At 70.3% G+C, this 11,901-nt stretch carries 9 protein-coding genes; 4 read left to right on the top strand and 5 right to left on the bottom strand.

What is annotated here, in order from left to right; translation table 11 throughout:
• Nucleotides 1-124 precede the first annotated feature (124 nt).
• Nucleotides 125-1,315 (bottom strand): lipid-transfer protein, encoded by a 1,191-nt coding sequence (locus ACWD4J_RS32560; protein ID WP_451399062.1) that lies wholly within the window; start codon nucleotides 1,313-1,315, stop codon nucleotides 125-127.
• Complete coding sequence (locus ACWD4J_RS32565) at nucleotides 1,312-1,791, bottom strand: Zn-ribbon domain-containing OB-fold protein (RefSeq protein ID WP_451399076.1); 480 nt, start codon at nucleotides 1,789-1,791, stop codon at nucleotides 1,312-1,314. Before ACWD4J_RS32565 ends, ACWD4J_RS32560 begins: the two co-directional genes overlap by 4 nt.
• 194 nt (nucleotides 1,792-1,985) lie before the next feature.
• Here ACWD4J_RS32565 and ACWD4J_RS32570 point away from each other — a divergent pair, with 194 nt between their 5' ends.
• Nucleotides 1,986-2,795: a M15 family metallopeptidase gene (locus tag ACWD4J_RS32570; protein ID WP_451399063.1), complete on the top strand. Its 810-nt coding sequence runs from the start codon at nucleotides 1,986-1,988 to the stop codon at nucleotides 2,793-2,795.
• 178 nt (nucleotides 2,796-2,973) lie between these two features.
• The gene (locus ACWD4J_RS32575) at nucleotides 2,974-3,510 is read left to right on the top strand and encodes an NUDIX domain-containing protein (RefSeq protein ID WP_451399064.1); all 537 of its coding nucleotides are present in this window, start codon (nucleotides 2,974-2,976) and stop codon (nucleotides 3,508-3,510) included.
• 17 nt (nucleotides 3,511-3,527) lie between these two features.
• On the opposite strand, the gene ACWD4J_RS32580 is transcribed toward ACWD4J_RS32575, so the two are convergent.
• On the bottom strand, nucleotides 3,528-5,894 hold the full coding sequence (locus ACWD4J_RS32580; RefSeq protein WP_451399065.1) for a glycoside hydrolase family 31 protein: 2,367 nt from the start codon (nucleotides 5,892-5,894) through the stop codon (nucleotides 3,528-3,530).
• A 212-nt stretch (nucleotides 5,895-6,106) separates the two neighbouring features.
• On the opposite strand from ACWD4J_RS32580, the gene ACWD4J_RS32585 reads away from it, so the two are divergent.
• Nucleotides 6,107-8,074: an acetoacetate--CoA ligase gene (locus ACWD4J_RS32585; RefSeq protein ID WP_451399066.1), complete on the top strand. Its 1,968-nt coding sequence runs from the start codon at nucleotides 6,107-6,109 to the stop codon at nucleotides 8,072-8,074.
• Nucleotides 8,075-8,154: 80 nt separating this feature from the next.
• A complete protein-coding gene (locus ACWD4J_RS32590; RefSeq protein ID WP_451399067.1) occupies nucleotides 8,155-9,048 on the top strand; it encodes a hypothetical protein in 894 nt (297 codons plus the stop codon).
• Between the two features lie 99 nt (nucleotides 9,049-9,147).
• Here ACWD4J_RS32590 and ptsP read toward each other — a convergent pair whose 3' ends face one another.
• Together ptsP and ACWD4J_RS32600 are read right to left on the bottom strand one after the other, a co-directional pair.
• Nucleotides 9,148-10,818 carry a phosphoenolpyruvate--protein phosphotransferase gene (gene ptsP / locus ACWD4J_RS32595; protein ID WP_451399068.1) on the bottom strand — a complete coding sequence of 557 codons (1,671 nt, stop codon included), beginning with the start codon at nucleotides 10,816-10,818 and terminating at the stop codon, nucleotides 9,148-9,150.
• Between the two features lie 100 nt (nucleotides 10,819-10,918).
• Complete coding sequence (locus ACWD4J_RS32600; RefSeq protein WP_451399069.1) at nucleotides 10,919-11,368, bottom strand: PTS sugar transporter subunit IIA; 450 nt, start codon at nucleotides 11,366-11,368, stop codon at nucleotides 10,919-10,921.
• Between the last annotated feature and the right edge of the window lie 533 nt (nucleotides 11,369-11,901).

An 11,901-nucleotide genomic window follows, 5' to 3' on the forward strand; every position in this document is an offset into this window, starting at 1 on the left:
GTGGACGCGAACCATTGGTGGTGGCGCGGAGGACGCCCAACCGGTGGTGGAGCCTCCGTATGTACGGCCATGCGCCGACGTTCGACCCGGCGCGGGTGCCTCCCGTACGGCAAGGCGTTCGGCCTCACCGCACGGCGATCACCGAAGACCCGTGTCCGAACAGCCCCTGGTTCGCGGTCATCCCCACACGGGCGTCGGCCACCTGCCGCTCACCCGCCGCGCCCCGCAACTGCCAGGTCAGCTCGCACACCTGGGCAATGGCCTGGGCCGGCACGGCTTCCCCGAACGACGCGAGCCCTCCGCTCGGATTGACCGGTATACGGCCGCCCGGAGCGGTGGCGCCCTCACGCAGCAGCTTCGCCGCCGCGCCCTCCGCGCACAGGCCAAGATCCTCGTACCACTGCAGTTCCAGGGCGGTTGACAGGTCGTACACCTCGACGAGGGAAAGGTCCTCCGGGCCTATGCCCGCCTCCTCGTACGCCGCTCGCGCGATGGACGCCCGGAACGGCTCGGCGGGCGCGGCCACCGCCGTCGCGGAGTCCGTGGCGATGTCGGGAAGGTCGAGCACCGTGTTCGGATAGCGCGGCGTGACCGTGGACACCGCGCGTATGCGCACCGGGTCCGGCGCTCCGTGCCGCCGCGCGAACTCCATGCTGGACAGCACCAGTGCCGCGCCTCCGTCCGAGGTCGCACAGATGTCGAGCAGCCGCAGCGGATCGGCGACGACCGCCGAGGCGGCGACTTCCCCGGCGGTCACCCGCTTGCGGTACCGGGCCAGCGGATTGAGGGCGCCCGCCGCCGCGTTCTTCACCTTGACCTGGGCGAAGTCCTCCGGCGTGTCGCCGTGCAGGGCCATCCGGCGGCGCGCGTACAGGCCGAAGTACGCCGGGTTGGTCGCGCCGAGCACCCGGAACCGCAGCCAGTCCGGATCGTCAGGGCGATCGCCGCCTGCCGGGCGGAAGAAGCCCTTCGGCGCGGCATCGGCGCCGACGACCAGGACGACGTCCGCGAGGCCGGACAGGATCTGCGCCCGTGCCGTGCTGATCGCCTGGGCGCCCGAGGCACACGCCGCGTACACGCTCGCCACGCGCGCGCCCTGCCAGCCCAGCGCCTTCGCGAACGTCGCCCCCGCCACGTATCCCGGGTATCCACCGCGGACCGTGTCCGCGCCGACGATCGAGCCTATGTCGCGCCAGTCGACACCGGCGTCCGCAAGTGCCGCGCGTGCCGCCGCTGTGCCGTACTCGACGAAGCTGCGGCCCCATTTGCCCCACGGGTGCATGCCCGCGCCGAGCACCGCCACGTCCGCAGTCATGCCACCACCCCCGTCGCCCCCGGGGCGTCCGACGGCCCCCTCAACCCGGTCGGACGCCAGTGCCAGGTCGTCCAGGTCGTCTCCGCGTCCTCGTTGAGGACGCCCGGGACGGCCTCCACCTCCATCCCGACGGCCAGATCGGCGAGGGAGACGCCCGGAGCCCCCTGCCCGAGCACCACCATGCGCTCGGCCTCCAGCTCCACAGCGATCAACGTGCAGGGCTGCCAATCGAGTTCCGGATCCGAGACATACGGCGCGGGAGGCCGATACCGGCTGTCCGTGTACGACCAGACGCGGCCCCGCCGGGAAAGGGGCACCTCGGTCAGCTCACCGCCGGGGCAGCCGGGATTGCGGCAGAAGACGTCCTCCCGGGGGAAGAAGACACAAGCGCAAGCGGAACAGCGCGTACCCAACAGCCGGAAGCCGCCCTGCCCCTCTCCGCCGGCCTCGTTTTCCGTGAACCAACCCGCCACCACAGGCGTGCGTTTGCGCGACAAGGCGCCTCCCCGGCAGTGAGTTCTCCGGACTCCCGACAGCTTTATCTGACGGGACGTCAGGAGTCGTGTCGGAAGTCTGCCATGCAGGACGGGATTTGGGCAGAGGTCGCGAACGGGCGCTGACTGTATGCGATCGTCTTCCCGCCGGAACGCCGCCCTGGTACGGATGGGGCATGAGATCACTGTCTTCCGCACTGCGCGGCCTGGTCACGGCGACCACCGCCCTGCTCGCCGTGGCCGTCACCTCCGCCCCCGCCCAGGCGAGCACCGACCCCAAGGCACCAGAGGAGTTCGTCGCGCTGAGAGACATCGACAAGTCGATCCTCCAGGAGATCAGATACTTCACCCCGCACAACTTCGTGGGCGAGCGTGTGGACGGCTACGAACAGCCGATGTGCATCCTCACCCGCCCGGCAGCCGAAGCCCTGCACAAGGCCCAGGTCCAGCTGCTGAGTGAGGGCTATTCGCTCAAGGTCTACGACTGCTACCGGCCGCAGCGAGCCGTCGACCACTTCGTCCGCTGGGCGAAGGACCTCAACGACCAGAGCATGAAGGCCGAGTTCTATCCGGACGTCGACAAGACGCGCCTGTTCGCTGACGGTTACATCGCGGAGAAGTCCGGGCACAGCCGGGGCTCCACGCTCGACCTGACGATCGTGAATCTGCCTGCGCTGCCGACCACGCCGTATCACCCCGGTCAGCCGCTTGTGCCGTGTTACGCGCCGCAGGCCGAGCGCTTCCCCGACAACTCGGTCGACATGGGCACCGGATACGACTGCTTCGACACCCTGTCCCACACGGACGACCCGCGCATCCAGGGCGTGCAGCGCGCCAACCGCGATCTGCTGAGGAGCACGCTGGCGGCTCAGGGCTTCGTGAACCTCCCCGAGGAGTGGTGGCACTTCACGTACAAGCCCGAACTGTTCCCCGACACCTACTTCGACTTTCCGGTGTCACGGAAGTCGCTCACGTCCCACGACTGACGGCCGGCGTCCGGACTGACGGCCGGCAGTCCCGGGACCCGCCTCGCTGTGCCGTGCGAGCGCGGTCCGCGCTCGGGGAGTGTGCGCTTCCCGAGCGCCCGCCTGGGCCTATCGGATGTCCATCCGGGACGGCAACCGGAAAGAATGCGGCGCCAGTCGATCGGATACAGTCCGCGGCGTGTCCGAAACCCAGCACTCTTCTTCCAACACCACGCCGGACTCACACTGTTCGAGCTGCGGCACGCCCTACGGGGACGCGGCGTCCGGCTGGCCCCGCACCTGCCCCGCCTGCGGTGCGGTGGCCTACCGTAACCCGCTGCCGGTGGCGGTCGCCCTTCAGCCCGCGTACGACTCGTCCGGCACCGGCCTGGTCGTCATCACGCGCACCATCGCGCCCGCGCGCGGAGGCGTCGCCCTGCCCGGCGGCTTCCTCGACCACCGGGAGGACTGGCGGCACGCCGTCGTCCGTGAGCTCCAGGAGGAGACGGGCATCGACGCGGCAAGCCGAGACGTGCGTCTGGCCGACGCGATGAGCTCGCCCGACGGACACCTGCTGCTGTTCGGTCTGCTGCCCGAGCGCCCGGCCCAGGACCTGCCCCCGTCCGTGCCGACGGACGAGACGGAGGGCTGGCACCTGCTGCGCAGACCCGTCGAACTCGCCTTCCCCCTGCACACTTTGGCCGTCAGGGCGTGGTTCGAGGGCCGCTACGTCTGACGACGCCTCGGACGTCCTCACTTCGGTCCAACTCCTCTCACCCGCACCGGGTACGAGGGCTCGCTCCTGCCGGTCTCCCCTTCCCGCTCCACCACCACACGCTCGCGCTCCCAGCGGGCCGTGTACCGCTCGGTCTCCGGCTCCGCCCAGCCGTCACCCGCGTCGGGCACCACCGCGCCGCCTCCGGTACGCCCCGGGGCAGGGGCCCAGACCTCCAGTTCGAGCCCGCCGTCCGCACCGCGGACCGGCAGCACCGCACCCGCCCGGGCCAGCACCGGAATGCGCGACAGCGGCACTTCCAGCAGCACCTGCCCAGGACCCTCGTACGCCTTCTCGGTCACCGTGTCGTACCACCGGCCGGACGGAAGCCTGACCACTCGCCGCTCCGCACCCCGGTCCAGCATCGGTGCCACCAGGAGACAGTCACCGAGCAGGAACGCATCCTCACAGTCGCGCAGCTCTCTGTCCTCGGGCGCCCCCCACCACAGAGGCCGCACATAGGGCGCACCTGTGTGACGTGCCAGATGCGCCAGCGTCACGAAGTACGGCAGCAGCCGACGCCGCTCCATGAGCGCCACGCGCGCGTGCTCCAGCACTTCGGCACCGAACTCCCAGGGCTCCCTGCGGCCGGCCCGCAGCGCCGCATGGGTGCGGAACAGCGGCAGATACGCGGCCAGCTGGAACCATCGCAGATACAGCTCGGGTGACGGACTGCCATCGAACCCGCCCACGTCCGGCCCCGAGTACGGAACCCCGCACAACCCGAGCCCGAGGACCAGCGACAGCGAGGCCCGCAGCCCCGGCCAGCCCGTGGCAACGTCCCCGGACCAGGTGCCGCCGTACCGCTGCATCCCCGCCCAGCCCGAGCGCGAGAACAGGAACGGCCGTTCCTCGGCACGCAGTTCGAGCAGGCCCTCGTAACCGGCGCGGGCCATGCACAGCCCGTACACGTTGTGCGCCTCGCGATGGTCCCCGGCGCGGCCGTCCAGCACATGCCGTGCCGAGCGGGGCAGGGTCGTCTCCCCGAACGCGGCGAACGACACCGGCTCGTTCATGTCGTGCCAGAAGCCCGCGAACCCCTGCCGCAGCCGCTCCTCGTACAGCGCGCCCCACCACGAACGGACCCGCGGATCCGTGAAGTCCGGAAACACCGCGTCCCCCGGCCATACGACGCCCAGCACGCGCCGCCCGGAAGCGTCCCGCACGAAGGCGTCCGCAGCCGTCCCGGCGTCGTACACGACGTTGCCGGGCTCGGCCTTCACCGCCGGGTCGACGATGGACACGAGCCGGGTGCCGTCCCTGCGCAGCTCGTCGGCGAGCACCGGCAGCTCCGGGAACCGCTCCCGGTCCACGGTGAAAACCCGGTGCCCGTCGTAGTGGTCGATGTCCAGATGGACCGCGTCGAGCGGCAGCCCCCGCTCCCGGTACCCCGCGACGATCCGCCGCACCTCCTGCTCGCTGCCGAAGCCCCACCGCGCGTGATGGTGCCCGAGCGCCCACGCGGGCGGCACCGCGGGCGCGCCCGTGAGCTGCGTCCAGACGTGCAGCACGCGCGCGGGGGCGCCCACGACGACCCAGCAGCGCAGCGGACCGCCGTCCATCCGCAGCTCACACGAACCAGGCCGGTCGTGCCCGGAGCCGGCACCCTCCTCGCCCTCGTGCAGCACCACCGTGCCGTCCCACGTGGAGTCGTGGAAGGCCAGGTGCGTGCCCGCGTCCGCCACCACCATCTGCACCGGCATGGTGATGTACAGCGGGTCCTCGGCTGGCCCGAACGCCTGGCCGGGATCGGTGTTCCACAACCGGTACGCCCCGTCCCGCAGCCGCGGTCCCGAAGCGCGACCGCCCAATCCGAAGAACCGTGCGTCCGCCGCCACTTCCGACCGCTGAACCCAGCGGGCGACGCCCCCCTCGCGAGGCTCCCACCAGCGGGGCGGCAGGTCCCGGCGCAGTAAGACGCCGCCCGGGGTGCGTACCTCGACGGCGCCGTGCCGCGAGACGAGCACCATGACCCGCTCGGCCACCACCCGCCAGCCCCCGTCCTTGTCCGGCTCCAGGACGGCTCGTGGATCCGGCTCCGGACAGGGGCCCGCCAGCGCGTACGACGGTTCCGGGCCGGCCCCGTCCCAGCCCCAGAACACCGCACCGGCCGCCGTGACCATGACCCGCAGCTCGGAGCGCTCGAACCGGATCACCCCGCCGCCCGGCCCTGGGGCGACGCCCGTGACGGGCCCGGGGACGCGGGCCCGTTCGGCCCGCCGCGCCGGCAGTTCCGCAGCGTCGGTACGCCGCCTGCGCCACGCTGCCCGCACCGCGCGGACCCCCTGCGCCGCCCCCACCACACCGACCGCCTTCACCGAACGCACGAGGCCACGACCGTCCATAGTGATCACCCTGCCACCGCGACCCACGCGCGCGTGAGGCGTTCAACTCCCGTTCACCTGTGGTAGCGGCACATCTTCACGATCACGACTATGTGGGACGAGCCCTGGTGCGGAAGTCGATCACATGGCATCGTCCGTAACAGTCGCCTTACGCGCACACGCCGCCCGTGCGCCACAGCCGCATACGACGCGATCAGCCTGGGAGCCGCCCCATGACCTCAGCGAACGCCACACCACTCTGGCAGCCCGACCAGGAGTTCATCGCCTCCGCGCAGATCACCCGGTTCCAGGCCTGGGCGGCCGAGCACCACGGAGCACCCGCCGAGGGCGGCTACGCCGCACTGCACCGCTGGTCCGTCGACGAACTGGAGACGTTCTGGAAGGCCGTCGCCGAGTGGTTCGACATCCGTTTCTCGACGCCCTACGCGCGCGTGCTGGGCGACCGCTCCATGCCCGGCGCCGAATGGTTCCCCGGAGCCACCCTCAACTACGCCGAGCACGCGCTGCGGACCGCCGACACGCGCCCCGACGAGCCGGCCGTCCTCGCCGTGGACGAGAACCACGAACCGCACCCGATGACCTGGGCAGAGCTGCGCCGACAGGTCGGCTCCCTGACCGCCGAGCTGCGCGCCATCGGTGTACGCCCGGGCGACCGCGTCAGCGGCTACCTGCCCAACATCCCGCAGGCCGCCGTCGCCCTGCTCGCCACCTCTGCCGTCGGCGCCGTCTGGACCTCCTGCGCCCCCGACTTCGGCGCCCGCAGCGTCCTCGACCGCTTCCAGCAGGTCGAGCCCGTCGTCCTCTTCACGGTCGACGGCTACCGCTACGGCGGTAAGGAGCACGACCGCCGGGACACGGTCGCCGAACTGCGCCGCGAACTGCCCACGCTGCGCGCCGTCGTCCACATCCCGCTGCTGGGCACCGACGCCCCCGAGGGCGCCCTCGAATGGTCGGCGCTCACCAGCGCCGACGTGACACCCGAGTACGAACAGGTCCCGTTCGACCACCCGCTCTGGGTCCTCTACTCGTCCGGCACCACGGGTCTGCCCAAGGCCATCGTCCAGTCCCAGGGCGGCATCCTCCTGGAGCACTACAAGCAGCTCGGTCTGCACTGCGACCTGGGCTCCGACGACCGCTTCTTCTGGTACACGTCCACGGGCTGGATGATGTGGAACTTCCTCGTCTCCGGCCTCCTCACCGGCACCACGATCGTCCTGTACGACGGCAGCCCCGGCCACCCCGACACGGCCACCCAGTGGCGCGTCGCGGAACGCACCGGAGCCACGCTCTTCGGCACCTCCGCCGCGTACGTCATGGCCTGCCGCAAGGCCGGCGTCCACCCCTCGCAGGACTTCGACCTCTCCCGCATCACCTGCGTCGCCACCACCGGCTCCCCGCTGCCGCCCGACGGATTCCGCTGGCTGCACGACGAGGTGCGGGACAACCTCTGGATCGCCTCCGTCAGCGGCGGAACGGACGTCTGCTCCTGCTTCGCCGGAGCGGTCCCCACGCTGCCCGTGTACATCGGCGAACTCCAGGCACCCTGCCTCGGCACCGACCTCCAGGCCTGGGACCCGAACGGCAAACCGCTCACCGACGAAGTCGGTGAGCTCGTGGTCACCAACCCGATGCCGTCCATGCCGATCCGGTTCTGGAACGACCCCGACGGCAGCCGCTACCACGACAGCTACTTCGACACCTACCCCGGCGTCTGGCGCCACGGAGACTGGACCACCGTCACCTCCCGCGGCTCAGTGATCATCCACGGACGCTCCGACTCGACCCTCAACCGCCAGGGCGTGCGCATGGGCTCTGCCGACATCTACGAAGCCGTCGAGCGCCTCCCCGAGATCCGCGAGTCCCTCGTCATCGGCATCGAACAGCCCGACGGCGGCTACTGGATGCCGCTCTTCGTACACCTCGCGCCCGGATCCACCCTGGACGACGACCTGCGAGCGCGCATCAAGCAGACGATCCGCGAGCAGCTCTCGCCGCGCCACGTCCCCGACGAGATCATCGAGGTCCCCGGCGTCCCGCACACCCTCACCGGCAAACGCATCGAGGTCCCCGTCAAGCGCCTGCTCCAGGGCACGCCCCTGGACAAGGCCGTCAACCCGGGCTCCGTGGACAGCCTCGACCTCCTCCGCTTCTACGCGGACCTGGCCCGCGAGCGCGGCTGAGCATCCGGCCTGCCGACCGGCGTTGTCAGTGCCGCCCACTACGGTGAGTAATCATCGAATCACCGCACACAGGGGGAACCATGGGGCGCACCCGGCACGGCACCACATCGCACGCTCTGCACCGTGAAGTCGCCGGCACCATCGGCCTGCTGGCCGACGAGCACGATTTCACGGCGATGCGGCGCTACCGCACCTTCACCTTCGACGACCACAAGACCTACCTCCAGCAGGTCGAGGCCCTCCTGAGAATGCTGGCAGGCCAGGGCCGGCACACATCCGTCGCCCTCTTCGACCCCGAGGAGTACGAGGGATTCTGCGCCGAGACCGGCCTGGACGCCGACACACCCGCGAGCCGCACCCGCTTCACCGCGGAACTCGCGGCCACCGGCGCAACCGTCCCCTACGAGGGCCAGCCCCTCGCCGACCTGGTGCCGGACCTCGTCGACGAGGCCCTTCGACAGACCACCTGGGAGTATGCGACCACGCTACTGGCCGGCATCGGCGCCTGCGCCTCCTGCGGAGAGGACATCGGAAGGGCCGCCTTCGTGCGCGCCTCGGAGCTGCTCGTAAAGGCCCTCGACACGGCAGCGCCCGGTCACCGGCACCTCGTCTGCAGCGTCGCCACCGAAACGGAACCACTCCTCGCCGTACTGAGTGCTGAAGGGAACCCGGACGGCGCCACGCGGCTGGACGAGACCGAGGCCCTGGAATTCACCACGGTCCTCGCCGCCGGCATCGCCACGGACAGTCCCGGGGGGCTCGTCATGCGTACGAGCGGCAACGGCACCAGCGACAAGGTCTACGGCTGGCGTCTCCAAGAGGGCGGCCTGCAGCCTCTCACCGCGGCCGAAGTCTTCGACGCCTACTGCACCGACGTCGAATCCGGGGACCTCGTCGGCCCCGAATCAGGCGTCGATTACTGCGCACCTCCGGACCTGGGCGGGGACGACTCCGGAAACGCCCACCGGCACTGAACGGCGAAGGGCGCCCCACCCGCAGGATCGCAGGTGGAGCGCCCTCACAACCGCCATCGGGAGTCTCGGACCGACTGCTCGCCCGATGCCCCTGATCGGCTACTCGCCGGACAGCACCGCCTGAGCCGCCGTCCGCGCCTCTTCCGCACTGTCCGCGGCGCGGGCCGCCGCGGCGGCCCGCTCACACTGCGCCAGCGTGTGCTTGGCCAGCGTCGCGCGCACATAGGGAAGGGAAGCCGCGCCCATCGAGAGAGAGGTGACCCCCAGACCGGTCAGCACACAGGCGAGCAGCGGGTCCGATGCCGCCTCACCGCAGACACCACAGCTCTTGCCCTCGGCCTTCGCCGCCTCGGCCGCCAGCGCGACCAGGTCGAGCAGCGCGGGCTGCCACGGATCCTGCAGACGCGACACCGCACCCACCTGACGGTCAGCGGCGAATGTGTACTGCGCGAGGTCATTGGTCCCCAGCGACAGGAACTCGACCTCCTGGAGAATCGACCGCGCCCGCAGCGCCGCCGACGGAATCTCCACCATCGCGCCGAACTTCGCCTGCAGCCCCGCCTCCCGGCACGCGTCAGCGAACGCCTTGGCGTCGGTGCGGTCCGCGACCATCGGCGCCATGACCTCGAGATACACCGGCAGCCCCTCGGCGGCCTTGGCCAGCGCGGTCACCTGCGTACGCAGCACGTCGGGGTGGTCGAGCAGCGTCCGCAGACCGCGTACGCCCAGCGCCGGGTTCGGCTCGTCGGCCGGCGTGAGGAAGTCCAGCGGCTTGTCGGCGCCGGCATCCAGGACGCGCACCACGACACGGCCCTCGGGAAACGCCTCGAGCACCTGGCGGTACGCCTCGATCTGCTTCTCCTCGGACGGCGCCTTCTTGCTGTCGTCGAGGAAGAGGAACTCAGTGCGGAACAGACCCACACCCTCCGCACCGGCCGCCACGGCCGCCGGCACATCGGCGGGACCGCCGACGTTGGCCAGCAGCGGCACCTTGTGCCCATCGGAGGTCGCCCCCGGACCGCTGGACGCGGCGAGCGCGGCCTTGCGCTCGGCCGCCGCGGCCTCGAGCGCCGCGCGCTTCTCCGCGCTCGGCTCGACGAATATCTCCCCGGTGCTGCCGTCCACTGCGATCACAGTGCCCTCGGACAGCTCACCCGCACCCGGAAGAGCGACGACAGCCGGAACGCCGAGCGCCCGCGCAAGAATCGCACTGTGGCTGGTCGGCCCGCCTTCCTCGGTCACGAAACCGAGCACCAGCGTCGGGTCGAGCAGCGCCGTGTCAGCCGGCGCGAGATCCCGGGCAATCAGCACATACGGCTCGTCACTGTCCGGCACACCCGGCATCGGAACACCGAGCAGCCGCGCGACGATACGATTCCGCACATCGTCGAGGTCCGCCACGCGCCCGGCCAGATACTCGCCGGCCCCGGCCAGCAGCGCCCGATAAGCAGCGAACGCGTCATATATCGCGCGCTCGGCCGTACTGCCGACCGCGATGCGCCGCTCCACGTCCGCCATGAGCTCCGGGTCCTCGGCCATCATGGCCTGGGCCTCGAGGACCGCCTGAGCCTCGCCGCCGGCCAGATTGCCGCGAGCGTTGAGGTCGGCCGCCACAGCTTCCACGGCCTGACGGGCGCGCCCCTGCTCGCGCTCCGCCTCCTCCGGGGGAATCTGCTTGGCGGGCGGCTCGAGCACCGCCGTCCCCATGTGCCGAACCTCGCCGACAGCTACACCGTGGCTGACGCCGACGCCTCGCAGCGTTGTCTCCATGTCACCGTCTCCGATAGAGCGGCGGACCCTGCCCCGCCGCGGTGGTTGTTGTATCCGGCGCCTACGAGGGCGCAGCCGTCGCTCCGAGTCGGAGCGGACATCACTTCCAGCTGAAGAGGGGCTGGCCGGCCTTTACGTCGCCGTCTTCTACTACGTCGGAGAGAGACTCTGTCGTGGCCTCGAGTGCTACGACGGGGGACACCGGGGACTTACCAGCAGCCTCAACCGCCGCTGGGTTCCATCGCACCACGGACTGACCGCGCTGCACAGTGTCGCCCTTGCTGACGAGCAGCTCGAAGCCCTCGCCGTTGAGCTGAACGGTGTCGATGCCGAGGTGCGTCAGCACGCCGTGCCCCTCCTCGTCGACGACGACGAACGCGTGGGGGTGCAGCGATACGACGATGCCGTCCACAGGTGCGACGGCCTCGGAGGGCTCGCGCACGGGATCGATGGCGGTGCCCGGGCCCACCATCGCGCCGGAGAACACGGGATCCGGCACAGCAGACAGTCCTATGACGCGACCGGCAAGAGGGGACGTCACGCTGGTCATGGGGGAGGCCTCCCAGGAGTGGAGAGTCGACCGCGCCGCCACTGGGCTGACCCCGGGCGGCACACTGTTCAGCAGGGTAGGTCATAAGAAGTGCCGGTTCCGCACGAGAGGCCTTGGTTGCCGGACCTGAGCGGTCCCTCCAATCGGTTTGCATGTGCTCCGCGCACGGATGTAGAGTCGTAGACCCGCCGGGGCGAGAGGACGTGCCAACGTCGCAGCCCGGGGACATCTACAGCGTCAGATCCAGATAATTGGATGCGATTCTGCATGTCCGCAGGTGACTGTGGTCAGAGAGTCGAAAAAGACCTGCTAGAGTCTGAAAACGCCGGAAAGGGAAACGCGAGAGCGAGAACCTGGAAAGCACCGAGGAAATCGGATCGGAAAGATCTGATAGAGTCGGAAACGCAAGATCGAAGGGAAGCGCCCGGAGGAAAGCCTGAGAGTCTCTCGGGTGAGTACAAAGGAAGCGTCCGTTCCTTGAGAACTCAACAGCGTGCCAAAAATCAACGCCAGATATGTTGATACCCCGTCTC

The sequence above is a fragment of the Streptomyces sp. NPDC002577 genome (genome assembly GCF_053594815.1).

Bases quoted from the DNA above. Each gene is read 5' to 3' on its own strand.
- ACWD4J_RS32560 (WP_451399062.1), bottom strand. From the start codon at position 1,315: ATGACTGCGGACGTGGCGGTGCTCGGCGCGGGCATGCACCCGTGGGGC.
- ACWD4J_RS32570 (WP_451399063.1), top strand. From the start codon at position 1,986: ATGAGATCACTGTCTTCCGCACTGCGCGGCCTGGTCACGGCGACCACC.
- ACWD4J_RS32580 (WP_451399065.1), bottom strand. From the start codon at position 5,894: ATGGACGGTCGTGGCCTCGTGCGTTCGGTGAAGGCGGTCGGTGTGGTG.
- ACWD4J_RS32585 (WP_451399066.1), top strand. From the start codon at position 6,107: ATGACCTCAGCGAACGCCACACCACTCTGGCAGCCCGACCAGGAGTTC.
- ACWD4J_RS32590 (WP_451399067.1), top strand. From the start codon at position 8,155: ATGGGGCGCACCCGGCACGGCACCACATCGCACGCTCTGCACCGTGAA.
- ptsP (WP_451399068.1), bottom strand. From the start codon at position 10,818: ATGGAGACAACGCTGCGAGGCGTCGGCGTCAGCCACGGTGTAGCTGTC.
- ACWD4J_RS32600 (WP_451399069.1), bottom strand. From the start codon at position 11,368: ATGACCAGCGTGACGTCCCCTCTTGCCGGTCGCGTCATAGGACTGTCT.